This window comes from Thermohalobaculum xanthum, from assembly GCF_016623495.1.
GTDB classification, from domain to species: domain Bacteria; phylum Pseudomonadota; class Alphaproteobacteria; order Rhodobacterales; family Rhodobacteraceae; genus Thermohalobaculum; species Thermohalobaculum xanthum.
Map to the genome: position 1 here is coordinate 258630 of NZ_JAEHHL010000004.1, position 26771 is coordinate 285400.

The following is a 26771-nucleotide window of genomic DNA, read 5'->3' on the forward strand; positions in this document are numbered from 1 at the left end:
TCGGACGTGACGGGAGAGACCGACCTGGCGGTGCTGCTGCGCGGGATGCGGCCTGTGCTCGATCCGGTGGTCTACGGCTTTTCGACCCTTCAACGCGATGCCACGCTGCCGCCCGCGCTCAGGCCGCTGTGCCTGTTCGAGGAGGAGGAGGGCACCACGCTGATCGCGCCGCAGTCCGATCTGGTCGCGGCGGGGCTCGCGCATCGCCCCGGCTGGGCGCGGATCACGCTGACGGTTCACTCGTCGCTTGAGGCGGTCGGGCTCACCGCTGCGATCGCGGCGGCGCTGACCGATGCAGGCATCAGCGCGAACGTCGTCGCGGCCTATTACCACGACCACGTCTTCGTGCCGTGGGACCGTCGCCACGACGCGCTGACCGCGCTGGAGGCGCTGGGGCAGAACTGATCGGCGAGCGGGGCCGGCTCAGGCGGTGTTCCCGTTCTGGCGCGCCTTGCGCGGCTTGGTCGCGCGCAGCTGCTCGTGTCGATGGCGCAGCGCCGCGATTTCCTCGCGCGTGCGCATCCGGTCGGCCTCGTGCAGCGCGGCGGCCACGTAGTCCATGTGCTCCTCGACCGCGCGGCGGGCCGCGCGCGGATTGCGCGCGAGCACGGCATCGCGGATCGCGCGATGCTGCTCGAGCAGCATGTCCCGGCCCTTGCGCACGCCGTAGACGATGTTGCGGTTGTAGAACACGCCCTGCACCAGGAGCGCATAGAGCGAGCGCATCATGTGCAGCATCACCACGTTGTGCGCGGCCTCGACCACCGACATGTGAAACTCGGCATCGAGCGCTGCCGCCTCGTCCGGGTTGCGCTTGCCTGCCGCCTCCTCCATGCGCCGGAAAACGGATGCGATGGTCGCGAGATCCGCCTCGGTCGCATGAACAGCGGCGCGCTCGGCGGCGAGTCCCTCGAGATCCCGCCTGAAGGCGATGTAGTCGAAAAGCGCCGTGTCGTGCGTGGCAAAGAGCTCGATCAGCGGCGGGGCAAAGGCCGAGCCCAGCACGTCGGCGATGAAGGTCCCGCCGCCCGGTCGCGCGACCACGAGCCCCCGCTCGTCCAGTTCGGCCAGCGCCTCGCGCAGGGTGGGGCGCGAGACGTCGAGTTGCTCGGCGAGCTCGCGCTCGGCCGGCAGCCGGTCGCCGGGTCGAAGCACGCCCTGCAGTATGAGTTCCTCGATCTGGCGCACGATCGCCGAAGATATCCGGTCGGCCGAGATCGGACGGAACGGCATTTGAAAAATCCCCCTGCGGTCAATTTAGCTGACCATACCGCGCCGATCCCGCGATTGGAAAGCGTTGTGACACAGGGGCAGGGCGGTTCGCGGGGGGATTGCGGTTGCGGCAGGGCGGCGTGAATCTTCCGTTACGAGAATCGGGCTTGCCTTGCCCGCTATCGCCTGCACAATCGGGCCATCGAGCGTAGGGGCCGCGATGCGTCAAACTCCGCTTCTCAAGGTTGAAGGACTGTCGATCTGCTTCGGACTGCCCGGGGCATCGATCGAAGTGGTTCATGACGTGTCCTTCGAGTTGGCTCCCGGGCGCACGCTGGCTCTGGTCGGAGAATCGGGGTCGGGCAAAACCCTGACCGGCAAGGCCGTGATGGGCTTGCTGCCGCGCGGCGCGCGCGTGAGCGCGGGGCGCGTCCTGCTCCAGAGGCCCGATGGTCCGGTCGACCTTCTGCGCCAGTCTCCGGCCGTGATGCGCCAGATCCGCGGCGCCCAGGTCTCGATGATCTTCCAGGAGCCGATGAGCGCATTCTCGGCCTTGCACACGGTCGGGTCGCAGATCTCGGAGGTGCTGCGCGTGCACGGGATGTGCGACGCGGCGGAAGCCCGCAAACGGGCGCTCGACATGCTCGCCGAGGTGGGTTGTCCGGACGCCGCGCGTGCCTATGCCGCCTATCCGTTCGAGCTCTCGGGCGGGCTGCGTCAGCGCGCGATGATCGCGATGGCGATGATCGGGGCGCCGCGCCTCGTGATCGCCGACGAGCCGACGACGGCGCTCGACGTCACCACCCAGGCGGTGGTGCTGGACCTGCTTCGGCGGGTCTCGCGCGATCACGGCCTGGCCACCGTTCTGATCACTCATGACCTGGGCGTGGTCGCGAACATGGCCGACGAAGTCGTCGTCCTGCGGCGCGGCATGGTCGTGGAGCGTGGTGAAGCTTCCGCCGTGCTCACCCATCCCGGGCATTCATACACCAAGCGCCTCATCGACGCCGCGCCCCGCGTGCCTGAATCGATCGCGGTGCACGCGCCCCCCGAACGGGACGACATCCTGACGGTCGACGGCCTCTCGAAGACCTATCCGGGGCGCCACCGGTCGTTCGGGCGTCCTGCATCCCCGGTCTACGCCCTGAGCGATTTCTCGATGCGGCTCGAGCGCGGCCGGACCGTCGCCGTCGTGGGCGAGTCCGGGTCGGGCAAGTCGACCGTGGCGAAGCTGATCCTGCGCGCCGAGCTTCCCGACCCGGGCGCCACGATCCGGTTCAACCCGCGCGACGGACAGCCGATGGACGTCACGTCGCTCGCGGGCGAGCGGCTGACCGAGTTCCGCCGCAAGGCGCAGATGGTCTTCCAGGACCCCTTTGCCGCGCTGAGCCCGCGCATGTCGGTGCAGGACATCCTGACCGAGCCACTCGTGATTCACGGTCTCGGGACCCGCAGCGAGCGACGCGAGCGCGCCGCCTGGCTGATGGCGCGCGTGGGACTGAGCCCCGATCATCTCGGGCGCTTCCCGCACGCGTTCTCGGGCGGACAGCGCCAGCGGATCGCCATCGCCCGGGCGCTGGCGCTGAAGCCGGAGCTCCTGGTTCTCGACGAGCCGACTTCGGCGCTCGATGTTTCGGTCCAGGCCGAAGTGCTCGAGCTGATGGGCGAGCTGGAGGGTGAACTGGGGCTCTCCTACCTGTTCATCAGCCACAACCTTGCCGTGGTCGCGGCGCTCGCCGACCACGTAATGGTGATGCGGCGTGGTCGCGTGGTCGAGGAGGGAGCTCCCGACTGCATCTTCAACGACCCGCGCCACCCCTATACTCGCGCGCTGATCGCGGCCAGCCCGGAGCCGGACATGCATCGTCGGCTCGACCTGACGGCAGTGGCCTGCGGTGCGGGCGAGCCCAATACCTGGCCCGAACCTTTCGGGTATAATGGCGAGGCGGCGCCCCAGTTGATCGAGGTCGCGCCGGGGCATCGCGTTCGGAGGGCGGCATGACTCGCTGGTTGGGATCTGTCGGTTACGGAGTGGCCATGATTGGCGCCGCCGTCGCCGCGAATTGCCGGGCAACCCCTTGGAGGGTGTCGCTGCTCGGGGGCATGGCGATGATGCTCGCGACCGCGCTCGTCCCCTTCTCCGCCGGCGCGACCATCGAGACGCCGGACCTGGTGGAGACGGTTTCCGAGGGGAAGCTGCCACCGGTCGGGGCGCGGCTTCCCGATGAGCCAAAGGTCGTCGACCTGCGTGCCAAGGGACGCAAGCCGGGGGTGCATGGTGGCCTCGTCCGCATGTTTGTCACCCGGGCCAAGGACGTGCGCTACATGGCGGCGTGGGGATATGCCCGGCTGGTCGGATACAACGAAGATTACGAGCTCGAGCCGGATATCCTGAAGGCGGTCGAGATCAGCCCGGATGGTCGCAGCTACACGCTGGTGCTGCGCCAGGGTCACCGCTGGTCCGACGGTCATCCCTTCACGACCGAGGATCTGCGGTACTGGTGGGAGGACGTGGCGCTCAACGAGGAGCTTAGTCCCTCGGGTCCGCCGGTCGAGATGATCGTGGGCGGCGCCCTGCCAGAGGTCGAGGTGATCGACGAGACGCGGATCACCTATACTTGGCCGGCACCCAACCCGCGGTTCCTGCCGGCACTGGCGCAGGCGCGTCCGCTCTACATCTACCGCCCGGCGCATTACGTGAAACAGTTCCATGCCGATTTTGCCGATCCCGACGCGTTGGCAAAGCATGTCGAGGGCTCGAAGGCGCGCAACTGGGCGCAACTGCACAACGGGATGGATGACCTCTACAAATTCGACAATCCGGAACTCCCGGTGCTGCAGCCCTGGATGAACACGAGCGACCGGAACAACCAGCGCTACGTGCTGCAACGCAACCCCTACTATCACCGTGTCGACACGAGCGGCCGGCAGCTGCCCTACATCGATACCGTCGAGCTCGAGGTCGCCGCCGGCGGGCTGATCCCCGCGAAGGCCACGCTGGGCGAGGCCGATCTGCAGGTCCGCTCGCTCGGTTTCTCGGATGCGCCTGTGCTTAAGAAGAACGAGGCGAGCGGTGGGTACGAGACCCATTTGTGGCGCTCGGGCACGGCGTCCGAGGTGGCGATCTATCCCAACCTGACCTACGCGGATCCGGTCTGGCGCGACGTGTTCCGCGACCTGCGCTTCCGACGAGCGCTGAGCCTCGCGATCAGTCGCAAGGCGATCAACAAGGTGCTCTATTTCGGCCTCGCGAAGGAGCGTGCGCTCGCGGCGCTCGAGGAGAGCCCGTTCTTCGACGCCGAGGCGGCACATGCCTGGGCGGACTTCGACCTCGACGAGGCCAATCGGCTGCTTGACGAGATGGGCCTCACGGAAAGGAATGCCGCGGGTATCCGGCTCCTGCCCGATGGCCGGCCGATGGAAATCGTGATCGAGACCGCCGGCGAGCGGCGCGAAGAGACGGATGCCCTGCAGATCGTGGGCGAGACATGGAAGCAGGTCGGTATCCGGCTGCTCGTCAAGACGCTTGACCGCGATATCCTGCGCAACCGCGCCTATGCCGGGTTGTCGATGATGGTCGCCTGGTATGGCTGGAACAACGGCGTGCCCACGCCGGACGCCCCCCCGTTCGAGCTTGCGCCCGTGGATCAGGCCAACTTCACCTGGCCGCGATGGGGACAGTACTATCAGACGAAGGGCGCTGCCGGAGAGGCACCCGACATGCCGGCCGCGATACGCCTGCTCGAGCTCTTCGAGCTGTGGTCCACCGTGACGACGGATGCCGAGCGTGGCGCCGCGTGGCGCGAGATGCTGGCAATCCATGCCGACCAGGTGCTGGCCATCGGCACGGTCTCCCGGGCTCCGCTTCCGGTCGTCGCCAACAATCATCTTCGCAATGTGCCGGGCGAGGCTCTCTACGCCTGGGACCCCGGTGCGCAGCTTGGCATCCATCGGATCGACGAGTTCTGGTACGACGCGCATGAGGACGGCAGCCTCGCGCAGGGCACTCGCCAATGATTCGTTTCCTGCTGCGCAGAACCGTCACGATGGTGCTGACGCTGGTGGCGGTATCGGCGCTTGTCTTCATCATCATCAACCTGCCGCCCGGCAACTATGTCTCGAACCAGATTGCCGAGATGCGCAGCTCGGGCGAGGCGGCGGGCGTCGAGCGCGCGGCTGCCCTGATCAAGGAGCACTCGCTCGACCGTCCGTTATGGGAACAATACCTGATCTGGATCGGCGCCGCGCCCGGACCGGCCGGGTTCAACGGTCTCCTTCAGGGGAACCTCGGTTGGTCGTTCGAATTGGCGCGCCCGGTCGCCGAGGTCGTCGGAGAGACCGCCGGACTGACGGTCATCGTCAATCTTGCCGCGCTGATGTTCGTCTACCTCGTCGCCTTGCCGCTTGGAACGATCGCTGCGGTGCGGGCGAATTCCTGGATCGACTATATCGCATCGCTGATCGGCTATATCGGACTCGCGACGCCGAACTTCCTGCTCGCCCTGATCATGCTGTTCTACGGAGCGCGCTATTTCGACATCCCGATCGGCGGACTCATGGCGCGCGAGTACGAAGGCGAGCCCATGGGCTGGGACAAGTTCCTCTCGATCCTGACCCATCTGATCGTCCCGACGATCGTCATCGGGACCTCGGCGGCGGCGGCGGTCATGCGCCGCCTTCGGGCCAACCTGATGGACGAACTCAACAAGCCCTATGTCGAGACGGCAAAGGCCAAGGGCGTGCCGCCGGTCACGCGGGTGGTACGTTACCCCCTGCGCATGGCGCTCAATCCCTTCGTCGCGGATATCGGCAACCTGGCGCCACAGCTGGTCTCGGGCTCGGTGATGATCTCGGTCGTGATGAGCTTGCCGACACTCGGTCCCATCCTGCTGCAAAGCCTGCGCAGCCAGGACATCTTCATGTCGGGCTTCGTGCTGCTCTTCGTCTCCGGCCTGACGCTCCTGGGAATGCTGATCTCGGACATCCTCCTGGCGGTGCTGGACCCTCGCATCCGGCTCGCGGGCCGGGAGGGCGCGTGAAATGGAGCACTATGTCGCCCCCGACCGCGGCCACGATGCCGATCTCGACCGGCAGGCGCTGGACCGCGCGGATCTCGACGCGCCGACCCGGGTGCTGGTCTGGCGCAGGTTCCGCCGGCACCGCCTGGGCGTCTTATGCTTGATCATCCTGGCCCTGGGCTACGCGATCCTGCCCTTCGTCGAGATCCTGTCGCCCTACAATCCGAACGACTTCGACGAGAACAATATCTACGCGCCGCCTCAGGGGCTCTATCTGTTCCACGAGGGGGCATATGTCGGGCTCCACACCTATCCGACGGCCACCGTCTACGACATGGAGACGGGTCTGGTGAAGCGGGTCACGGATCGCAGTGACCCGTTGCCGGTCCCGGTGCTGACGACCTGCGGCGAGCCCTATCACCTGTTCGGTTTCATAGAGGGCCGCTTCCGCGTCATCTGTCCGCCCGAGGATGGTGAGCTTTTCCTCATTGGATCGGACCGGCTGGGTAGGGACATGTTCAGCCGCATGGTTCACGGGGCCCGGTTGTCGATGACGGTGGGCCTGATCGGCGTTGTCGTGAGCTTCACGATCGGTCTGATCCTCGGTGGCCTCGCGGGCTATTTCGGCGGGTGGTGCGACGCCGCGGTGAGCCGGGCGATCGAGATCTTTCGCAGTCTGCCCGAACTGCCGATCTGGCTCGCTCTCTCGGCCGCCGTCCCGGTGAACTGGGGCCCGGTTTCGGTCTTCGTGATGATCTCGATCATCCTCGGCCTACTCGACTGGCCAGGGCTCGCGCGCGCGGTGCGCTCGAAGTTCCTCGCCCTGCGCGAGGAGGATTACGTGCGCGCCGCCGAGTTGATGGGGGCGAAGCCCTCGCGCATCATCTGGCGCCACATGATGCCGAACTTCATGAGCCACCTGATCGCCTCGGCCTCGCTCTCGATCCCGGCCATGATCCTTGGCGAGACGGCGCTGTCCTTCCTCGGGCTCGGCCTACGGCCGCCGGCGGTGAGCTGGGGCATGATGCTGAACGACGCGCTGAACCTCAGCGCGGTCGAGATCTACCCCTGGCTCTTGATGCCGATGGTGCCGGTCATCTTCGCCGTGCTGGCTTTCAGTTTCGTCGGCGACGCGCTGCGGGACGCGCTCGACCCCTATTCGTGACCCGATCAGGGCGTGAAGTTCATCGCGATCGAGATTCTCACGGCATTGCCGAGGTAGGGCCGGACCGCGTGGCTCAGCCAGGACGGGAAGAGCATCAGCATTCCCTCGGTCGGCTGGGCAAGCTCGCTCGCGCCGATCGACTGTCCGCCGGGCGTGCGGAAGCATAGCTGAGGCGCCAGCATTGCGGGGGCGACGCCGCGGGGATCCGCCATCTCGAACTCGCCGCCCAAGGCCGGGTTCGAGGCCGCGCCGCCGTCGCGCACGTAGTAGCTCGCCGACCAGAAGGCGCCCGGATGGGTATGAAACTCGTTGGCCTGGCCGGCACGGTTGACGTTGGCCCAGCAATTCATGTGCCAGTCGGGGGAAACCGGCTGGCCCTGGCGGTCGCAGGTCAGTGCCGTGGCCATCTTGCGCGCCAGGTTCAGGACGGTCTCACCCTCGGGGCCGCACCATGTCTCGAAATCGGTGGGCGATTGCCAGCCCCCGAGGTTCGAGTGGTGCACGCTCGCTACCTCGCGCTCGCGCGCGAAGATCCGGCGCTCGAGCGCGTCGTTGATCCGGGCCGCATCCGGAACGCGGAAGCTCGCGATCGGCGTCGCGAAGAGATTGCGGACCTGGATTCCCGCCCCGCCCTGCTGATCCGCCGTGCTCATGTCGCCTGCCTCGCCGCTGATGGGCGGCGATCCTAAGGTTGCCCTCGTTGCGGTGCAATCCGTGGACGTCAGACCCGAGAGAGCAACCAGTCACGAAACGCCAGCGCGGCACGGCTCAGCCGCCCGGTCGCCGGATAGGTGAGGTGGTAGTGCTGGAGGCCGGGCATGGTAAGCCCCGCAACACAGGGCACGAGCCCGAGATCGCGCTCAAGCTGATCCGTTGCGGGGGCGCGGGCGAGGGCAACGCCGCCGCCGGCCGCCGCGAGCGCGAAGGCAAGCTGCGTTGTGTCCGTCCACGTCATCCTCAGGCCGCGCTCCGGCGCGACGCCGGCATGATCGAGCAACCGCATCCAGTTGGCGCGGTGGGTTGCGATCTCGATCAGGGTGTGGCGGGTCAGGTCGGCGGCCGCGCCGATCGTCGCGGCGATTTCGGGCCGCGCGACCGCATACAGCCTTTCGCCGAAGAGCCGGTCGCCATCCTCGCCCGGGCCGGGGGGCAGGCCGAAGGTGATGCGCATGTCGGCCCCGCTGCGGCGGAACTCCTCGTCATGGATGGCGGTCATGACCGAGACCTGTATCCCGGGATGCGCCTCGAGGAATTCCGGGAGCCGGGCGGCGAGCCACGAGCAGCCGAACATCAGGGAGACCTGGAGGTTCAGCGTCTCGCCGCCGGGGTTGCCGAAGAGGCTCGCGGCCGAGACCTCGATCTCGCCGAGCGCCTCGGCCACCGTTGGCAGGAAGGCAAGGCCGGCCTGCGTCAGCCTGACCGAATGCGCGCCGCGCTCGAACAGCTCGCGCCCCAATGCGCCCTCGAGTGCCCGGATCTGCTGGCTCACCGCAGGCGGCGACATGTTCAGCACCTCGGCCGCGCGAGCGAAGCTCTGGTAGCGCGCCGCGGCCTCGAAGACGCGGAGCCAGTTGAGCGACGGGATGCGGGGCGGAGCCATGATTAAGCTTAAGCTCAGCTTTTCCTCAAGCACAACAGATCGAACTGGCATGCGGCCCTGGCTGCACGCAGTCTCGGGGCGTTCCGCAGTTGGAGGTGACGAATGCCAGCTCTTGCCGAAACCCAGGTCGCCGCCTATCGCCGCGACGGTTTTCTCTGTCCGGTCGATGTGTTCACGCCTGCCGAGGCACAGCAGCTGCGCGCCGAGCTCGAGGCGCATGAAGCGCTGCATCCGTCCCGTGGCCTGAAGCGCGACATAGCCCAGTATCAGCGCGTCAACGCCCATGTGGTGATGGAGACAGCGCGCAGGGTCGCGGCCGAGCGCCGGATCCTCGATGCGGTCGAGAGCCTGCTTGGCCCCGATCTCATGGTCTGGTCCTGCGAATACTTCATCAAGGAGCCGCACACGACCAAGGTCGTGAGCTGGCACCAGGACCTGACCTACTGGGGCATGGACGGTTCGGACCACGAGGTGACGGCCTGGATCGCCCTTTCGCCCGCGACCGAGGCGTCGGGCTGCATGCGCTTCGTCCCCGGAAGCCATGGCCAGGCGCTCGTGCCCCATCGTGATACCTTCGCCGAAGACAATCTGCTCAGCCGCGGCCAGGAGATCGCGGTTGAGGTGGACGAGGCGGATGCCGTGGTCGCCGCGCTGAACCCGGGGCAGATGTCACTCCATCATGGGCGGCTGTTCCACGCCTCGGGGCCCAACGTCACCGATGATCGGCGCATCGGACTGGTCGTGCGCTACATCCGCCCGGACACGCCCTCGACCGGGGTGGGGCGCGATTACGCGATGCTTGTGCGAGGCTGCGACCGGACGCTTGGCCGGATCAACATGGTCCCGCCGTCCGGCGATTTCTCGCCCGCTGCGATCGCCCTTTACGAAGAGATCCTGGCCGCGCAGTCTGCCACACTGAGTGACGGCGCCGAGGGTGGCGTCTCGCTTTATGCCGAAGCGTGAGGAGGGACCGATGAGCCATCAGCCCATGGTGAGCTTCACCCAGATGAAGGATGGCACCAAGGAGGAGTACGAACTGCTCCACGAGCTTGAGAAGCCCTATCTCGCGGGCACGGCAGACCGGCTGCTGCGCGAGCTTGCGGGCCAGGCCGACGAGACGCTGTCTGGCTACAGGATCACCCGCCTCGAGCACGGCCTTCAGGCGGCGACCCGCGCGCGGCGCGAGGGGGCAGATATCGACTGGGTCGTCGCAACGCTTCTCCACGACATCGGCGATGGCCTCGCGCCGCAGAACCACGACAAGTTCGCGGCCGAGATCATGCGCCCCTTCATGCGCGAGGAGGTGACCTGGGTCGTCGAGCATCACGGCATCTTCCAGATGTACTATTACGCCCATCACTATGGCTGGGACCGCGAGCTGCGCCAGAAATACGCTGACAGTCCATATTACCAGTCCTGCGTCGATTTCTGCGAGCGCTGGGACCAGTCGAGCTTCGATCCCGAGTACCGCTCCGACCCGTTGGAGAGCTTCGCGGACGAGGTGCGCGCGGTGTTTGCCCGAAAGGCCTGGGACCCCGCGGTCATTGCGGCAGGCGAGGCCCGAGGGCTGCCGCCTGCGGCGTGACGCCGCCCGCGCGCCGCGCCGCGCCGCTGTCGCGAGCGGCGCTGTGATGTTAGCCTCGTCGCATTGGCAACAGGCGCGGCGCCTTGCTGCAGGCCGCGTCCGCGGGAGGTCCATCGAATGAAGTACGCCTGTTCAGGCTCCTTGGCGCTTTTCTTTCTTCTTTCACCGCTGCTTGCGACCGCGCAGGTGGCAACAGGCGGCGCGACCTCGGACGTCGTGAAGGAGGTGGCGCCGACGGGCGAAACCATGGCCGTGCCTGAAGCCCCCCCGGGCTCGGCGACCGAGTCGACTGTCGAGAACGAGGTCGATCAGCAGATCAAGGATGCCGAGAAGTCCGTCGATGAGGCCGAGAAGGACCTTCAGGGAGGCGGTACGCTGATGCAGGGCGAAATCCCCGAGCCCACGCCCACCGTGCCATCGACTGGCGGCTGAGGCCGTCGTTCGGACGGGCACCGCCGGGGGCGTGGCGGCGCCCCGCGCTCTTCGCGGTCAGTCGGCCGGTCTGACGGCTTCGGCGAAAAACCCCGAGGCCTGCATCGTGTTGCGCCAATCCGACGCGCGCGCGTCAACCAGCCGGTTCACGCGCCCGCGGAGACGGCGCTCGACCATCGGCTTCCACCATTTCAGCATGTTGAGGATGGCCGAGTACTTTCCCCTCAGCGGGTAGAGCGTCACCTCGTCGAAGTCGCGCAGCAGGTAGGCCATGCCGTCGCGGCTGAGCCGCTGGTAGTCCTGGAAGACCAGGCTGCGCGGCGCATGGTAGCGCCACATCCAGGGGACATAGAGGAACAGGCGTCCGCCCGGCTTCAGGGCGCCGCGAAAATTGGCGACTGCGGCGGCTGGATCGTAGACATGCTCGAGGATCGCCAGCGCGATCACCGCGTCGTAGCGCCCCGCCATCCAGTCCGGGAAAGGCGAGCAGACATCGCCCAGAAGATCAGGTCGCGTGAGGTTCTGTTCGGTGGCGTCGATGTCGTTGAGATCGAGCGTCTCGACCTTTCCGGTGAAACCCGTCAGCGCGCCGCGCATGCCTGCGCCGACATCGAGCACGCGGGCCATGCCGTCGATTGCCCCGGCGACATGGGCGCGGCTCCGGTCGTCATGCAGGTAGCGCAGATCGACCCTGGCGCGGCGCGTAATGGCCTGGAGGCGCTGGTTGAGCCCTTCGACGTCGTGGATCTGGCGCGGCTCGGTCATGGTCCGGACTTTCGGCGGGTGGCCTTTAGGATCAGGTCGGCGGCGCGCGCGGCGCCATCGCGCGACAGCGGCAGCGGCGGCCTCGGGCGGCCCGCCATCGCTTCCGCCAGGGCACCGAGCCCTTCGGGCGTGAGCTCGGCGAGTGCCCGGGATGCGATCCCCGAATGGCGGGCCAGGGCCGCCGCTCGGATGGCCTGCTCGCGCTCACCCGCCGTCTCGTCCGGCACGAGGATGGCGGGCGTGGCGATCGGCGCAAGGTCCATCACGGTGTTGTAGCCGGCGAGGCTCACTGACACGGCGGCGCGGGAAAGCAGCAAGCGATAGTCGGCCCGGACGGGCTCGACGCAAAGGTTCGGCGCGGGATGGGCGGCGCTCAGTGCCTTTGACACCGCGGCCGCGTCGGCGCCCCCGACGAGCAGCCGCCAGCGCCGCGGCGAGTGGTAGGCCGCGCGTGCCGCGAGTTCGAGAAGGCCGCGCCCCCGGTCTCCGCCGCCGACGGAGACGAGGACCTCGCCGTCCGGAGCTGGCGCGCGGGCGCCTTCCTCGGCGACGCCGCCGCCGATATATCCGGCGTGGACGGTCCTTGCTTCGAGATCGGGCGGCAGCGGCCAGCTGACCGAGAGCGGCAGTATCCCTGCATCGCTGTGCACGACGAGCAGGTCGAAGAGACGCCGCAGCCGCCCGATTGCGGCCTCCAGCCGCGCGGGCGACGAGGGCGGCTCGGGAACATCGCGCACGGACGCGATGATCGCGGTCTGCGGGTCGAGGCTGCGCGCCCCGGTGATCGCCGCCTCGAACTCGGCGGCGAGGCGGCGGCGGCCCAGCGGGAAGGTCTCGGTCACCAGCGCGGCGGGCCTGAACGCGCGGATGGCGGCCTCGATGGCCTTCGCGCGACCTGCCATGTGGGCCTCGTCGGCGAGCTCGCCGTCGGACGTCAGCATCCGCGAGAAATCAAGCCCTTCGACCGACAGCGGAGGGATCTGCACGATATTCGCGCTGTCGATATCCGGATGCGCAAGCGGCCGGCCGCCCGAGATCACCCGCGCCTCGCCTCCTGCCGCCTCGACCGCGCGGGCGAGCGCCATGGTGCGCACGAGATGCCCGCTGCCGGCGAGATGGCAGGCAAGGAACAGGACCCGCGTCACGCGCGCCCCTCGCGCGGCATCGCGTCGGACGCAGGTGGGACCTCGCGAGGGATCAGGCGGACGGGCTCGCCCGGTTCCGCCGGTTGGCCGTCGCCGCGCAGCGTCAGGGGGTAGAGCCGGGCGCGCTTGATCGGGGGCAAGCCGCCTTCGGGATGACGCCAGTTCCAGGCCATGCCCAGCACCACGCGCATGAGCGCCTTGTGGCAGACGAGGACTGCAGGCCTGCCGTCTCGCACGATGCGCGCGAGCGCGGGCTTGGCGCGCGCCCAGGCCTCGGCTGCACTCTCGCCACCCGGGGCCTTGTCGGTCCAGCCGATCTCGTGCGTCGGCCTGAAGCCCGAGGCAGGATCGGCCATGAGGTCGGCGGCGCGCATGCCTTCCCACGCGCCCCACGAGATCTCGACCAGCCGGGGGTCCAGGCGGATGCGGCGGCCTTGGGCGAGGATCGTCGCGGTTTCGGCCGCACGGCTGAGCGGACTCGAGACGATCTCGGCGTCGGCCCAGTCCGGCGGCAATGCGAGCCCGGCGAGCTTGCTGCGCGCCTCGTCCGTCAGGCGTCGGTCGGTGCGGCCCTGAAGGCGCGCCTCGAGATTCCAGTCGGTTGGGAAGTGACGGATGAGGGCGATGCGCGTCATGGTTCCGGCTCTAGCCCCCCTTTGGGTCCGGTGTCGAGGGGGCGATCAGCGGCATCAATGCGGCCCGGAGCCTCGTGGCGGCGGCATCGAGGCTGTGGCGGGCCTCGGCGTGTCGGCGCACGGCCTCGCTTCGTGCCGCACGCCGCGCCGAGGCGCGATGGATGGCCTTCGCGAAAGCCGCAGCGTCGCCAGGTGGCGGCAGCGGCTGCATTTCGGGGGCGATGACCGCTCGGGCGGCGGGGCCATCCTCGGCGATGGGCGGAAGACCCGCGGCCTGGGCTTCGAGCCAGACGAGGCCCACGCCCTCGGCCACGCCGGGCCAGACGAGAAGGTCGGCGCCCTCCATCGCCGCCCGGATCTCGACGGGGTCGTCTCGGATGCCGAGGAGCGTGACGCGCTCCGCGAACGGCGCGAGCAGTGCCGCAACCTCACCCCGTGCCGGGCCGTCGCCAATGACGTCGAGCCGCCAGGCCGGCGTGATCGCATCGAGGGCAGCGAGCGCTGCACCGAGCCGGCAGTAGCTCTCCAGCTTGTCGCCTTCGCGCATCATCGCCACCGCGAGAAGGCGAAGCGGCGTGCCGGCGGCACGTGGAAGGGGCGCTGCGCCGGTGTCGATGAAGGCCGGAAGCTCGATCATGCGCCGCGTGAGCCCGGCTGCTTCGAGCGCCGGTCGGTCGCGCTGCGTGGTCCACAACAGGCAGTCTGCCTGCCTGATCGCAGCCGCCGCCGCCTCGGCGAAGCGCGCCCATGGACCCTCGTGCCGCCGTGGGGAAAGCGAGGGCTCGGAAATCACGTAGGGAATGCCGAGGCCGCGCGCCACGGCGGGACCGACAAGATCGGGCGCTTTCCAATAGCAGTGATAGGTGAACCAAAGCTGTGGTCGCGGCCCAGGCGTTGCGAGAATGCGCTCAACCTCGGCGTCCGCCTCGCGCTGCAGGCTGTTCTGGACCGCGGCATCGCCGGTCATGTCGAGGCTGCGCAGGCGGGAGGAGAGGGTGACCTCGAAACCTGCCTCGGTCAGGGCGCGCATGGTGAGCCGCGCAATCTGACGATCGCCCGAGGGGGTGGGATGGTCGGGCGGCTTCATCGGGGCATGGAAAGCCAGCCGGGGGCGCTGCTGCTGTGCGCTCATCCGTGCGTCGTCGGATCTTGGACGGAACCGCCGCGCGTGGCGCCTCGCTCGTCGGTTTGGCAGGCAGTGGGCATGCGTGCCGCCTCAGACGCCCGAGAGAGCGGCGCGCAGTTCGCGGTCGATGCGGGCGATGCCGGCATCCATCCCGAACTCGGCGCGGAGGCGTTGGTATGCGTGCTCGGCAAATCGGCGCCGCTGCGCCGGGTCAGCCGCGAGCGCGATGATCGCGCCCGAGAGCGCCGCGGGGTCGCCCGGCTGGACGAGCCGGCCATGCACGCCGTCCTCGATGAACTCGGGGATCGCCGCGACCGCGGTCGAGAGGATCGGGAGCTTCTGGCTCGCGGCCTCCATCAGCACGTTCGGCAGGCCGTCACGATCGCCGTCGCCCGCGATCTTCGACGGCAGGACAAAGAGGTCAGCGCGACGCATCGCATCGATCACCTGGGTCTGGTCGCGCTTGCCGCGCCAGTCGATGCGCGCGTCGATCCCGGCGGCGCGGGTGCGTGCACGCAGCTCGCGCTCGAGCTTGCCGCCACCGATGTGCACGAGACGCCAATCGAAGCTGGCGGGCAGGCTCGCGAGCGCTTCCACCAGGTCGTCATATCCCTTCTTCTCGACCAGACGGCCCACCGACAGCAGCATGAAGTGGCTGCCGTGCGGCCGGATGTCCGGCGGCGGCGGGAAGCGGCCAAGATCGAGCCCGTGATAGACGAGCCCGATCTTGCCATGCGTTGCCGTCGCACCGTTCGCCTGCGTGGTTTCCCCGGAGTGCAGTCCGGCCAGGTGATCCGCACCTGCGCGGGTGCAGGTCAGGCCGAACCGGGCAGCGGCAATCTTCTCGCGCTTTTCCCAGTCGGGAATGGTCCAGATGTCCTTGGCATGTGCCGAGAAGCCCCATCCGACGCCGCGCATGATCGAGGCGTAGCGCGCCACTGACGCCGGCGTATGCAGGAAATGGGCATAGATGAACCGGGTAGCGCGCGGAAGCTCGGCGGCAAGGACGCAGGCCTGGCCGAACCGGCGGATCCGATTGGCACTGAGGTCGCGTCGAAGGTCGCGCAACCAGGACTTAAAGGCGTGACGAAAGCCGGGCTGGCGGGATGCGATCGCGACCGAGCGCAGCACGCGGAGCGGTTCGCGCCAGAGGTATTCGGGAAGGTAGCGTCGGCGTGCGCGGATCTGCTCGTGAATCGGATGAATCCGATCGTCATAGGGCTGGCGGAGCGACCAGATCTCGAACTCGTGGCCACGCGCCTCGAGAGCCGCGAGTTCCTGTGCGATGAAGGTCTCGGAGAGACGCGGATATCCCTTGAGCACGACCGCAAGCGGTGCCGCCATGGTGCCCTACCCGCCGACGGATACGAGGTTCGACATGTCCCCCCGGGCACGCTCGACAATGCTTTCGAGCCCAGAGAGGAGCCCGGGAATGCGCGCCTCGGAGGGCGGCGCCTGGCGGTCGATCTCGCGGATCGCGCGGGCCATGGTCAGCGCCGAATGGCCGTCGCGCTCGGGTGTGAGCATGCGTAGAAGCCCCAGCCGTTCGGCCGCACGCGCGCGAATCAGTTGCTCGCGCCGTGGTCTTGTGCGCGGCGCGATGATCGCGGGGCGGCCCATCGAGAGAATCTCGCAGAAGGTGTTGTAGCCGCCCATGGCGACGACGCCTGCGGCATTGGCCAGCAACCGCTCCAGCCGGGCGTGGAACGCCATAGACGTGACCCGATCGTCCAGCCGCGCGATCCGAGCGTCGAAATCCGCCCGGTCGGCCGCCTTCATGAACGGGCCGTAGACGATGAGCGCCGGCAGATCGATGCCGCGGTCCTCCTCGTAAGCCCGGAGCACCCAGTCGACGAGTTCGCGCCCGTCGCCGCCGCCACCTGTGGTCACCAGCAGATAGGGCTGATCGGGCAGTTCACCGTCGGGCTCGGCCGGCCACTCGGGAACCGCGCGCCTCAGATAGCCGGTGTAGAAGATCCGGTCGCGCATCCGGGCTGAAAGTCCCATGCCGTCGAGCGGGCGACAGATCTGCGGCATGCCATAGACCCAGATCTCGTCGTAGAAGCGCTCGATGGCGTCGACGGCGCCCTTGCGCGCCCATTCTGCGGCGAGCAGGTCCTCGTCATCGAGAACGTCGCGCAGGCCCAGAATGATGCGCGTTCCCTGCGCGCGCAGCATGTCCAGTGTCGTTGCAAGCTCGCCGCGGAAACCCCAGGGCTCCTTGTCGACGATCAGCAGGTCAGGGGCGAACTCGCGCGCGGCGGCCTCGATGATCGCGCCGCGCAGATGCGTCATGTGGTCGATGTTGATGGCCAGCGACGACGAGGTGTAGCTTCCGTCTGGAAGCTTGATCACCCCGGGAAGCCGCACGTGGTCGACCCGCTCGGGGAAGTCGAAGCGCCCCGCGATGGGCGAGCCGGTGACGATCAGCGCAGAGGACGTGACATTCGCATCGACCAGCGCACTCGCGATCGTGCGCGAACGGCGGAGGTGGCCCAACCCGAAGGTGTCGTGACTATATAGTAGCGTCCGCGGCGCGGGCGACCCGTGGGAAGGGGAGCCAAAGCCGGTCATTATCATCCCCCGCCAACGGGATCCTTCTGAAGCCTTGCAATATCTTGCGCGCCGCAGCAAGCCCGGATTAACCTTCCAGCGGCCGAACCGCCAGGCAATCGCGCCGCAATCGAAGCGTTCGGTCATCTCATCGCGCCGCGTTACAATCTGGCACGATCGCGCGAGCGGCCGGTGTGGGATCCGCGCGGTTGCTCTACATTATCCGGCCGGGGAGGGCGCTTGGGCGAGGATCTGACGTCGAGCGCGGAGCTCTGGCCCGGTTCAGTGGGACATGCAAGACGAATGATAAGGCGATGGGCAGGACGGGTCGGCATGGTGGCGGCGCTCAAGCGAGCGCTGGCAGCGATCATGCTTGCTCTGATCCTTGCTGTCTCGGCCGTTCCGGGCGCCGCTCAGGCTCAGCTGTTTGACCTGACCAACATCCTGGGCGGCAAGACACCGGCCCAGGAAGCCAAGCCCGAGATGCCCGAGCCCCGGCCTCCTTTGCAGTCCCTCCCGTCGCGGCCTTTCGACCCCGCCTCCGCCCCCAGTGCGATGGATTATGCGCGTGTCGCCGGACGCGGCGTCGCCCCGGAAACGCTCGGCGCGCGCGGGATGATCGATTCCGCCGAGACGTTCGTCGGCATCTTCCGTGCCCGGCTGGTGATGATCCTGTCGCATGCGCCAAGCGCGTTCGGCGAGATCAGCAAGACGCTGGCCGCGGCAAGCCCGACCGGTCACCCGATCTACTTCCTCGGCATTGCGGTCTTTGCGGGGCTTCTGCTGGTGCTGGGGCGCGCGGTGATCGAGCTCTACAACATCTTCGTCGCACGGCCGGTCTTCGTGCGGATGCAGCGTCCGGATCCGGTCGGATACATCGAGAAGCTCCCGGTGCTCGTCAACCGCGTGCTGCTGGGATGGGTGGGCCTTCTCGGCATGCTCATCATCGCGGCACTGGTCGGGTTGATCTTTTATGAAGATCACGTCGCGACGAACCTGACAGTGCTGATGGTATTTGGCACATACGCCGCGCTCAACATCGTCAACGTGCTGTGGCGAATGATCCTCGCACCCTACCTGCCCGAGTATCGGCTGCCGCCGCTCGGCGACGGTGCGGCAAGGCGGCTCTACATGTCGGTCAATACGGCCAGCATCGTCGGCATCGCCGGGGTGGCGTTCAGCTACTGGGCGCACGAACTGGGTCTGCCGCGGGGGCCGCATGTTCTGGTGACGCTGGTGCTGACCCTTGTCACGGTCATCTTGCTGCTGGTGACGATCCGCACCAACGCATCCGCCGTGGGCCGCGTGATCCTGTCCGGCCGTCCCGCGTCCGAAGCGAGCTGGATCACGCGCATGGTGGCCGCCCTCTGGGCGCCGTCGGCCGCGGTCTACCTTGTCGTGACATGGGCGGATCTCGCGTTCCGGATGGTCATGGGCGTCGAGGCCGGGCCGGGGCGGATCCTTGTGCCGTTCCTCGTCTTGATTGCCGGCGTCGTGATTTACGGCGCCATCATGTACGTCATCGAGCGCGTCTTCGCCCGCCAGCGCAGGGTGCGGGCGCTCAATCGCGAGGCCGAGGAGCGCCGACTCGCCGAGGAGCGGTCGGAGACGGTGGCAAGGGTCGCTGCGATTCGCGACGAAGCCTATTTCGGCGACACCGCGGACATCGACGGCGATGGCGACGAGGAAGGCGGCGGCGCGATGCTGCGGCTGGCCAAGCCTTCGCCCGAGCCCGAGCGGGCGGATGGCGACGCCGTCGACGAGGAGCGTGCGCCGCCGCCCCCCCAGCAACTGCCCGGACCAGGCATGCGCACCATGGAGGATCTCGCGCGCCGGGTCGCGAGCCTGGTCGCGGTCGGCATGGCCGCGTATCTCCTGCTGCAATTCTGGGGCGTTGGTGGCTACCTCATCGAAAGCTCGATCTACAAGGCGGTCGAGAGCCTCGTGGACGTGCTGCTGATCGGCTACATCGCGTTCCACGCGACCCGTATCTGGCTCGACCAGAAGATCGCCGAGGAGGGCGGCGACGAAATGCCCGCGACGCCGCTGGATGGCGAGGGCGGGGGAATGGGGGCCTCGCGCCTGGCGACGCTCCTGCCATTGGTGCGCAACTCGATCCTGGCGGTGATCGCGGTCAGCGTGGCGCTGCTGGTGGCGATCGAACTGGGCGTGAATGTCGCGCCGCTGTTCGCCGGTGCGGGCATCGTCGGCCTGGCGATCGGCTTCGGCGCTCAGACGCTGGTGCGCGACATCATCTCGGGCGCCTTCTTCCTGATCGACGACGCGTTCCGGAAGGGCGAATACATCGATGTCGGCGAGGTCAAGGGCACGGTCGAGAAGATCTCGATACGCTCGTTCCAGCTGCGTCACCATCTGGGTGCGCTGCATACCATTCCCTTCGGCGAGATCACCCATCTGACAAACTTCTCGCGCGACTGGGTCATGATGAAGCTGCCGTTGCGGCTCACCTACGACACCGACGTCGAGAAGGTCCGCAAACTCGTGAAAAAGCTCGGGCAGGAACTGCTCGAGGATCCCACGGTCGGCGACAAGTTCCTGCAGCCGCTGAAGAGCCAGGGCGTCATCCAGATGGAGGACTCGGCCATGATCGTCCGGGTCAAGTTCATGACCCGGCCGGGCGATCAGTGGGTCGTGCGCAAGCGCGTCTACCAGGACATTCGCGACCTGTTCGAGCGCGAGGGCATCCACTTCGCCCACCGCGAGGTGACGGTGCGCATCCCGAATCTGCCGCAAGACCGCGAGTTGACGGAGGACGAGCAGCAAGCCGCGGGTGCTGCGGCGCGCGCGGCCGTCGACCTCGCCGAGCCGCAACCTGCAGCGACCGGCACACACGGTCGCGTCGATGATCGCTGAACTTCCGCTGGACAGCTCGCGGATCGGGACCGGCCTCAGCCGTTTGTCGGCGCGCTTTTTAACTGCGCGGCGATCTCGTCGAGCAGCTGCAGCCGCTCCTTCTTCATGTCTTCGAGGGTGAAGTCCGCGACGGGCTCGATATCGGTCTCGGCGCGATGGATCGCGCGGTTGAGGCGGTGATACTCGTCGGCCATCCGGGCGAAATGTTGGTCCCTCGTCTTGAGAAGGTGGATGGTTTCGGCGTCCTCGGGGAAGGCTTCGCTGAGTTCGTGCGGTGTGTGGGTCATCCTGCTGCTCCGTGGTTCGTGATGACTGGCGCTCGGGAGGACGCTATCGCCTGCACGAGGCGGCCCGCCTTGCGCGAGATCAAGATCCCGGACATCGGCAATCGTCCTTTCACGGCCGCTTCGGCGCGTGGCAGAGGTGTCGCGCGGGCGACTGGTCCGGTGGTCGCCGCCGACGTGGTCCTTGGCGCTCTCGCCGCACTGCGGTAAACGGGAACATCGAGCCGACGGAGCGCGGATGAACATCTATCTGCCAATCGCGGAAGTCTCCGTGAACGTCTTTGTCCTGCTCGGCCTGGGAGGTGGCGTTGGCGTGCTCTCGGGGCTCTTTGGCGTGGGCGGAGGGTTCCTGATCACGCCGCTTCTCATCTTCGTCGGCATACCGCCCGCGGTGGCGGTTGCGACCGGAACGAACCAGGTGGCGGCAGCATCGTTCTCGGGCGTCCTCACGCATTGGCGCCGGCGGACGGTCGACCTCAAGATGGGGCTGGTCCTGCTGGGCGGCGGTCTGGTCGGATCGGCGATCGGCGTGCAGCTCTTCGCCTGGCTCAGGCGGTTGGGCCAAGTCGAGATCTTCGTCTCGCTCTGTTACGTGGTCTTTCTCGGTGTCGTCGGCGCGCTGATGCTGGCGGAAAGCGTCCGCGCGCGGCGGCGCACCCGCCGTGGCACCGCGCGGAGGGTGCGGCGCCACCACTGGGTGCACGGGCTGCCGTTCAAGATGCGCTTCCGGCAATCCAACCTCTACATCAGCGCGATTCCACCTGTCGTCGTCGGCATGCTCGTCGGCGTCCTGGCCGCCATCATGGGCGTCGGTGGCGGGTTCATCATGGTGCCCGCGATGATCTACATCCTGGGCATGGCGACCTCGGTGGTCGTCGGCACCTCGCTCTTCCAGATTCTGTTCGTCGCGGCCTTCACGACGATGATGCACGCGATCCTCAACCAGACCGTCGACGCGCTGCTTGCGATCGTGCTGATCGTTGGCGGCGTGCTGGGCGCGCAGGTGGGGGCGCGGCTCAGCCCGCGATTGCGTGCCGAGGAACTGCGGATCGCACTCTCGGTGCTGGTCCTGCTGGTTTGCCTGAAGCTCGCGTTCGACCTGGTGCAGCGTCCGGCCGAACTCTACAACCTCTCGGCGGTTCAGTGATGCGCGCAGCGGCGCTCATACTGGTCATGCTCCTCGCCCTCGTCGCGCCGCCGCGCGCGAGCGCAGAGGAGGTGGTGGCCGGGCTCAGCCAGACTCGCGTGTCGATCACGACCTGGTTCTCGGGTTCCGAGATCTTCATTTACGGTGCCGTCAAGCGCGAGGCGCCCATTCCGAAGGGACCTCCGCTGGACGTGGTGATCGCGGTCACAGGGCCATCTACGCCCGTGATCGTGCGGCGCAAGTCGCGCGAGTTCGGCGTCTGGGTGAACGGGCCGGGTCTGCACGTTGACGCGGCGCCGAGCTTCTACGCTGTCTCGACGACGCGGCCGCTTGTCGAAACGCTGAGCGCGACCGAGGACCTGCGCTACGCGGTCGGCCTCAAGGGCCTGGGCCAGGTCATCAGGTTGGTCGACGCGCCCGCGTGGCTGGGCGATCAGCGCGACGAGTATCTCGAAGCGGTGGTGCGGCTGCGTCGCGCACAGGGTGTCTATTTCGAACAGATCGGCGGCGTGACCGTCGACGAGGAGACGCTCTTTCAGACCCGGATCGAACTGCCGGCCCAACTGGTCGAGGGCGACTACCGCGCGCGCATCTTCCTGACGCGAAACCGGGCGGTCGTCGACTACTACGAAACCTCGATCGCCGTGCGCAAGGTGGGCATCGAGCACTTGATAGACGAGATGGCGCACGAGCGCAGCGCGCTCTACGGGATTCTCTCTATCGTTGTGGCGCTTGTCGCCGGCTGGGCGGCTGCGGCTCTCTTCCGCTTCATCGCGCCCTGACCTGTTGTGCTGGTCCCGAATTGGGACACAACATCTCGTCTTCGGACATTCTCAACTCCCCGCGTGGTATGAATCCGCCGATATCAAGGCGAGACTGTGCATGGATTGGAATTCGCGCTAAGGTAGAGTGGTTCGGTCCCCGCGATCAGAGTATGTGTAATGTGGAACGTCCTTTTCAGACATGTATGCGCTTCGGCAATTTTCCTCGTTGCCGGTGCGGGCTACGCCGCTGCGGACGGGTTCGGACGAGAGACGGGCGTCCTGAGCCATGCCGGGCAGGCGGTCGAAGTCCGGGGTCTGAGCACCCGCGTCATCGCCTTCTATGAAGGCGGGGGCGACCAGATCGCGCTCACCATCCTGCTCAGCGGCGGAAACCTTGGGGGCGAGATCATTCGCAGCCATATGCCGATGCGCGATGGCCAACGCCACGCGTTGATCGCTGGTGGCGCCGCGGAATCCGGCGCTCGCGAGCGCTTCAGTTTCATCCGCCGCGGCAGCGACGTGCGCGTGGTGTTCGAGCCGGTCGGAGCGCAGACAACGACGCGCGTCGGTTCCGCCTCTCCGAGCGACGCCGCGCCAGGCCCGGCCGAGACACGGGTTGCGGGGCTGACCGACTGAAGCCATCCCCGGCAAGCGCATGACGGCGCGAATGGACCCGGCCTTCAGCCCACTTCCAACGCGTAGAATTGGAGGCGACGTGCTCCCGAAGGGGGCACGCGAGACGACAACCGTCCAACGCTAATCGATCGCCGACATGGCCCCTCAAGCGCCACGGCTGTGACGATGGTCACATCGCGCGGGCGCTCGATTCGGGCACAGTCAGGGTGTCCCGGGCGCCCGGTCGTCCCTGTCCCGACGCATTCCTGCAGATCAGGCGCCCAAGACGGCCACGTGTGTTCCTTGTGAGACCTCTCAACCTCGGGCGTCAGCTGGCGAATCCGCTGACGCCCGTTCTTTCTTTCCGGCAGGTGGTGCCAGAACAGCGCAGCGATCAGCGGGCGCGCTGGCCGAAGAGGATCTTCTGGGCTTCCTTGTCGTCGGCGAGGTTCATGCGCCTGTCTTCGCCGATCTTCTTGCCCGTTTTCACGGCGGGGCGGTCCCACATGCGCTCGAGCCAGGCCTGCATGTGCGGGAAATCGGCAATGTCCTGGTTCTGCCGGCTCCAGCCCTGCGCCCAGGGCCAAATCGCCATGTCGGCGATCGAGTAGTCCCCGGCCACGAAGTCACGATCGGCGAGGCGCTTGTCGAGCACGCCGTAGAGGCGGTTGACCTCGTTGCTGTAGCGCTCCTTGGCGTAGGGGATATCGACCGGGGCATAGTTCAGGAAGTGATGTGCCTGGCCCGCCATCGGCCCGACGCCGCCCATCTGCCACATCAGCCACTGCTCGATCTCGACGCGGTCGCGTTCTGTCTTGCCGTAGAACTTGCCGCTCTTGCGCCCGAGATACTGCAGGATCGCGCCGGATTCGAAGATCGAGATCGGCCTCCCATCCGGGCCGTCGGGGTCGATCACGGCGGGCATCCGGTTGTTCGGCGCGATCTTCAGGAAGTCCGGGTCGAACTGCTCTCCTGCGCCGATGTTCACGTACTTTACCTCGTATGGAAGGCCCATCTCCTCAAGCGCGATGGTGATCTTCCAGCCGTTGGGGGTTGGCCAGTAATACAGCTCGATAGGGGACGACATCGTAAGAACCTCTCACACCGGTGTGGAAATGCTGCGAGGCTTGTAGATGCGCTACCATCACTTCAGTCGCAAGGGGCCGATCACGCGTTTGCGAGGAGATCGTCGGTGGCGATTGGTCGGCGTGCGGACGTGACGGGGCGCGGTATCGCGGGAAGGAGGCGGCCAAACACGGGCTCGGTATCCGCGGGCAGCCCAATCGCTGAAAGCGGCGTCTCACGCCAGCCGGGCGCCCCACGCAGCAATGCGCCCCACAGCGCCATGGCCGCGGCGTCGGCGTAGAAGTGCCAGTGAGAAATCCGCCGCGCCGAGGGCTTGTCGACCGAGAGACCCTGCGACGCGAGCCACCGTCTTGTCGCCGGATGGTCGAGTTGCAGATCGCGCCAGCGCGGGTGCATGTCGCCCAGGCTGGCCCAGCCAAGCGGCCGGTCGCCCCGCCTTGCCGGCCGCGGCGCGAAGGCAAGAAACAGCGCGTCATAGATGTCGTTGGCCCGGCTGGTGACGTTCAGCCAGTCGCCCGTCCCGCCCGCCCGGTCCTGCAACGCGAGCGTCTCCTGCGCCGCGCCGGCATACTCGGCGCCAGCCAGCATGATCACGCGCCCGAGCCGCAGGTCGGGGCGAAAGCGCGCGGCCGCGAGCGCAACGCGCGCGCCGAGGCTGTGAGCGAGGATGCCCGGCCTGAGGTCGGGGCGCAGGTTCGCGACAAGGCCCAGGACCTGGGCGAGTGCGCGGCCAGCGGCCTCGGCGCCATGATAGACCAGCGCGAAATCATTGGTGCCGCGCATCGCAAGGCTTCGCAGCCTCGCGCGCCGCGCATCCCAGCCGAAGGCGATGCACAGCCCTTCGGCTTCCTGCGTGGCGCTGAAGCCGAGGCGTGCGGGCCAGTCGGCCAGTGGCGGGCGGCGTCGGTCCGAGGGCGCGACTGGCTGGTCGAGGTAGAGCAGACCCTGCGCGCAGGATTTCGGGCCGCTGCGCCACGAGAAGCGGTATCCATGGATCAGCACCGTCACCGCGGCACCGGCCGGGATTCGCGAGACAAGCTCCGTGCAGTCGCGGACCCAGTCCCTGCCTTCAGTCGCGCTCTGCACCTGGCCGGTGCGGGTCGCATTTATCCGAAGGATTCCCATTCGTCCCTTGGCTCCCCACCGCCTCACGGCTTGTGGAGCGTTTACGCGTGTGGCCCAACATCTTGATGAAACCGCCATGACAGCCTCGTGACGCGCGGGCGCGCTCTACGGCGGCGCAGGCGTGGCGCTTGACCGTGCCGGTCGCATCCACTATCCGCAGCCTACGTGGCGATTTGTCGGACCGGCTTGCGGGCCACGTAAAAGAATCCGCTAAAGAGGTCGGGGCCGTTGATCCGCCCCTTCCGTCCGGTCCACAGCGAGAGGGCCGGGTCTCCCGGCGGAAACCGATGAACGACGACGCCCCCAAAAACGCCCCGAATGCTGCCGGACAGCGCGCGAACTGGCGTGTGCGCACGCGCCTTGTCCACGAAGGCACGCGCCGCAGCCAGTATGGCGAGACCTCCGAGGCGATGTTCCTGACGCAGGGCTTTGTCTACCCCGATGCCGAGGCCGCCGAAGCCCGCTTCAAGGGCGAACTTGCCCCGGGCGAGGAAGGCTTCATCTACGCCCGCTACGGGAACCCGACGGTCGCAATGTTCGAGGACCGGATCGCGGCCCTCGAGGGGGCGGAGGCCGCCTTTGCCACGGCGTCGGGCATGGCCGCCGTGCACGCCGCGCTGATGTGTCAGCTCAAGGCGGGTGATCACGTCGTGGCCGCCCGCGCCCTGTTCGGGTCGTGCCTCTATATTGTCGAAACCCTGTGCCCGCGCTTCGGCATCGACGTGACGCTGGTCGACGGCACCGATCTCGACCAGTGGCGCGCCGCCATGCGGCCGGAAACGCGGCTGCTGTTCCTCGAGAGCCCGTCGAATCCCACGCTCGAGGTGATCGACATCGGCGCGGTCGCCGAGATCGGCCACCAGTGGGGCGCGCGCCTCGTGGTCGACAATGTCTTCGCCACGCCGCTGTTCCAGCGCCCGCTGGCACTTGGTGCCGACGTCGTCGTCTATTCGGCAACAAAGCATATCGATGGCCAGGGCCGCTGCCTTGGCGGTGTGATCTGCGGCTCGGAGCGCTTCATCCGCGACGAGGTCGAACCCTTCGTGAAGCACACCGGCCCGGCGCTGAGCCCGTTCAACGCCTGGGTCATGCTGAAGTCGCTCGAGACCCTGCCGCTTCGGGTGCACGCCCAGACGGACGGCGCCGAGATCCTCGCGCGTCATCTCGACGCCCGGGCGCGCGAGGGCGCGCCGCTGGGGCGGGTGATTTATCCCGGACTGCCGAGCCACCCGCAGCACAACCTGGCCGCGCGTCAGATGGAGCGGCCCGGGCAGATGGTCGCGTTCGAGATCGCGGGCGGGCAGGCGGGGGCGTTCCGGTTCCTCAATGCGCTCGGCATCGTGGCGATCTCGAACAACCTCGGCGACACGAAGAGCCTCATCACGCATCCGAGCACCACGACGCATCAGCGTCTGAGCGAGGCGGCGCGCGAGCATCTGGGAATCGCGCAGGGCCTGGTGCGGCTCTCGGTCGGGCTCGAAGACCCGGAAGATCTGCGTGAGGATATCGACAGGGCGCTGGCGCGGGTGTGAGAAATGCCGGAGTGCCAGGTGGGTGGCGCTCGCGCCGCAATGATGATGGGAGGGCTGGCGTGTTTACCTTTCATCAACCATCATGGTTTGTCCTGCGCAAATGGCGGC

Annotated in this window: 25 protein-coding genes and 1 riboswitch; of the genes, 13 read left to right on the forward strand and 12 right to left on the reverse strand. The window is 67.6% G+C overall.

What is annotated here, in order from left to right; all coding sequences use genetic code 11:
- The first annotated feature begins 6 nt into the window (after positions 1-6).
- A complete protein-coding gene (locus tag H0I76_RS19695) occupies positions 7-405 on the forward strand; it encodes an ACT domain-containing protein (protein ID WP_200609397.1) in 399 nt (132 codons plus the stop codon).
- A gap of 18 nt (positions 406-423) precedes the next feature.
- Here the strand turns inward: H0I76_RS19695 and H0I76_RS08870 are convergent, their stop codons facing one another.
- Positions 424-1233 (reverse strand): FadR/GntR family transcriptional regulator, encoded by an 810-nt coding sequence (locus H0I76_RS08870; protein WP_200609399.1) that lies wholly within the window; start codon positions 1231-1233, stop codon positions 424-426.
- A gap of 199 nt (positions 1234-1432) precedes the next feature.
- Between H0I76_RS08870 and H0I76_RS08875 the strand changes: the two genes are divergently transcribed.
- From H0I76_RS08875 to H0I76_RS08890, 4 genes are all read left to right on the forward strand, one after another.
- Positions 1433-3214, forward strand: a complete 1782-nt coding sequence (locus H0I76_RS08875) for an ABC transporter ATP-binding protein (protein WP_200609401.1) — start codon at positions 1433-1435, stop codon at positions 3212-3214.
- A 107-nt stretch (positions 3215-3321) separates the two neighbouring features.
- On the forward strand, positions 3322-5229 hold the full coding sequence (locus H0I76_RS08880; protein WP_234455213.1) for an ABC transporter substrate-binding protein: 1908 nt from the start codon (positions 3322-3324) through the stop codon (positions 5227-5229).
- Positions 5226-6251, forward strand: coding sequence for an ABC transporter permease (locus H0I76_RS08885; protein ID WP_200609403.1), 1026 nt, complete (start codon positions 5226-5228; stop codon positions 6249-6251). Before H0I76_RS08880 ends, H0I76_RS08885 begins: the two co-directional genes overlap by 4 nt.
- A gap of 1 nt (position 6252) precedes the next feature.
- Positions 6253-7395, forward strand: coding sequence for an ABC transporter permease (locus tag H0I76_RS08890; RefSeq protein WP_200609405.1), 1143 nt, complete (start codon positions 6253-6255; stop codon positions 7393-7395).
- 5 nt (positions 7396-7400) lie between these two features.
- Here the strand turns inward: H0I76_RS08890 and H0I76_RS08895 are convergent, their stop codons facing one another.
- Positions 7401-8048, reverse strand: coding sequence for a TIGR02466 family protein (locus H0I76_RS08895; RefSeq protein ID WP_200609407.1), 648 nt, complete (start codon positions 8046-8048; stop codon positions 7401-7403).
- Positions 8049-8116: 68 nt separating this feature from the next.
- Entirely contained in the window at positions 8117-8995 is an 879-nt protein-coding gene (locus H0I76_RS08900) for a LysR family transcriptional regulator (protein WP_200609409.1), read from the reverse strand.
- Positions 8996-9097: 102 nt separating this feature from the next.
- Between H0I76_RS08900 and H0I76_RS08905 the strand changes: the two genes are divergently transcribed.
- The 3 genes from H0I76_RS08905 (at position 9098) to H0I76_RS08915 (ending at position 11012) form a co-directional block, all read left to right on the forward strand.
- Positions 9098-9958 carry a phytanoyl-CoA dioxygenase family protein gene (locus H0I76_RS08905; RefSeq protein WP_200609411.1) on the forward strand — a complete coding sequence of 287 codons (861 nt, stop codon included), beginning with the start codon at positions 9098-9100 and terminating at the stop codon, positions 9956-9958.
- Between the two features lie 10 nt (positions 9959-9968).
- Positions 9969-10580 carry an HD domain-containing protein gene (locus tag H0I76_RS08910; RefSeq protein ID WP_234455214.1) on the forward strand — a complete coding sequence of 204 codons (612 nt, stop codon included), beginning with the start codon at positions 9969-9971 and terminating at the stop codon, positions 10578-10580.
- Between the two features lie 117 nt (positions 10581-10697).
- On the forward strand, positions 10698-11012 hold the full coding sequence (locus tag H0I76_RS08915; protein ID WP_200609412.1) for a hypothetical protein: 315 nt from the start codon (positions 10698-10700) through the stop codon (positions 11010-11012).
- Between the two features lie 57 nt (positions 11013-11069).
- Here H0I76_RS08915 and H0I76_RS08920 read toward each other — a convergent pair whose 3' ends face one another.
- The 6 genes from H0I76_RS08920 to H0I76_RS08945 all read right to left on the reverse strand — a co-directional run bounded on the left by H0I76_RS08920 (position 11070) and on the right by H0I76_RS08945 (position 17182).
- Complete coding sequence (locus tag H0I76_RS08920; protein ID WP_200609413.1) at positions 11070-11777, reverse strand: class I SAM-dependent methyltransferase; 708 nt, start codon at positions 11775-11777, stop codon at positions 11070-11072.
- The gene (locus H0I76_RS08925) at positions 11774-12922 is read right to left on the reverse strand and encodes a glycosyltransferase family protein (RefSeq protein ID WP_200609414.1); all 1149 of its coding nucleotides are present in this window, start codon (positions 12920-12922) and stop codon (positions 11774-11776) included. The genes H0I76_RS08920 and H0I76_RS08925 overlap by 4 nt, the downstream gene beginning before the upstream one ends.
- Positions 12919-13557 (reverse strand): histidine phosphatase family protein, encoded by a 639-nt coding sequence (locus H0I76_RS08930; protein ID WP_200609415.1) that lies wholly within the window; start codon positions 13555-13557, stop codon positions 12919-12921. Before H0I76_RS08930 ends, H0I76_RS08925 begins: the two co-directional genes overlap by 4 nt.
- A 10-nt stretch (positions 13558-13567) precedes the next feature.
- The gene (locus tag H0I76_RS08935) at positions 13568-14689 is read right to left on the reverse strand and encodes a glycosyltransferase family 4 protein (protein ID WP_200609416.1); all 1122 of its coding nucleotides are present in this window, start codon (positions 14687-14689) and stop codon (positions 13568-13570) included.
- Positions 14690-14773: 84 nt separating this feature from the next.
- Positions 14774-16027, reverse strand: a complete 1254-nt coding sequence (locus tag H0I76_RS08940; RefSeq protein WP_200609417.1) for a glycosyltransferase family 4 protein — start codon at positions 16025-16027, stop codon at positions 14774-14776.
- A 6-nt stretch (positions 16028-16033) separates the two neighbouring features.
- On the reverse strand, positions 16034-17182 hold the full coding sequence (locus H0I76_RS08945) for a glycosyltransferase family protein (RefSeq protein ID WP_325166426.1): 1149 nt from the start codon (positions 17180-17182) through the stop codon (positions 16034-16036).
- Between the two features lie 357 nt (positions 17183-17539).
- On the opposite strand from H0I76_RS08945, the gene H0I76_RS08950 reads away from it, so the two are divergent.
- Positions 17540-20110, forward strand: a complete 2571-nt coding sequence (locus tag H0I76_RS08950; RefSeq protein ID WP_234455215.1) for a mechanosensitive ion channel family protein — start codon at positions 17540-17542, stop codon at positions 20108-20110.
- 35 nt (positions 20111-20145) lie between these two features.
- Here H0I76_RS08950 and H0I76_RS08955 read toward each other — a convergent pair whose 3' ends face one another.
- Entirely contained in the window at positions 20146-20397 is a 252-nt protein-coding gene (locus H0I76_RS08955; protein ID WP_200609421.1) for a YdcH family protein, read from the reverse strand.
- Between the two features lie 235 nt (positions 20398-20632).
- On the opposite strand from H0I76_RS08955, the gene H0I76_RS08960 reads away from it, so the two are divergent.
- The 3 genes from H0I76_RS08960 (at position 20633) to H0I76_RS08970 (ending at position 22941) form a co-directional block, all read left to right on the forward strand.
- Positions 20633-21541, forward strand: coding sequence for a sulfite exporter TauE/SafE family protein (locus tag H0I76_RS08960; protein ID WP_200609423.1), 909 nt, complete (start codon positions 20633-20635; stop codon positions 21539-21541).
- Positions 21541-22323 carry a TIGR02186 family protein gene (locus H0I76_RS08965; RefSeq protein ID WP_200609425.1) on the forward strand — a complete coding sequence of 261 codons (783 nt, stop codon included), beginning with the start codon at positions 21541-21543 and terminating at the stop codon, positions 22321-22323. Before H0I76_RS08960 ends, H0I76_RS08965 begins: the two co-directional genes overlap by 1 nt.
- 159 nt (positions 22324-22482) lie before the next feature.
- Entirely contained in the window at positions 22483-22941 is a 459-nt protein-coding gene (locus H0I76_RS08970; RefSeq protein WP_200609427.1) for a hypothetical protein, read from the forward strand.
- Positions 22942-23314: 373 nt separating this feature from the next.
- Here the strand turns inward: H0I76_RS08970 and H0I76_RS08975 are convergent, their stop codons facing one another.
- On the reverse strand, positions 23315-24007 hold the full coding sequence (locus H0I76_RS08975; protein ID WP_200609429.1) for a glutathione S-transferase N-terminal domain-containing protein: 693 nt from the start codon (positions 24005-24007) through the stop codon (positions 23315-23317).
- An 80-nt stretch (positions 24008-24087) separates the two neighbouring features.
- Positions 24088-25131 carry a hypothetical protein gene (locus H0I76_RS08980; protein ID WP_200609431.1) on the reverse strand — a complete coding sequence of 348 codons (1044 nt, stop codon included), beginning with the start codon at positions 25129-25131 and terminating at the stop codon, positions 24088-24090.
- A gap of 155 nt (positions 25132-25286) precedes the next feature.
- A riboswitch (SAM riboswitch) is annotated at positions 25287-25366 on the forward strand.
- Between the two features lie 52 nt (positions 25367-25418).
- Between H0I76_RS08980 and metZ the strand changes: the two genes are divergently transcribed.
- A complete protein-coding gene (metZ, locus tag H0I76_RS08985) occupies positions 25419-26663 on the forward strand; it encodes an O-succinylhomoserine sulfhydrylase (RefSeq protein ID WP_200609433.1) in 1245 nt (414 codons plus the stop codon).
- The last annotated feature ends 108 nt before the right edge of the window (positions 26664-26771 follow it).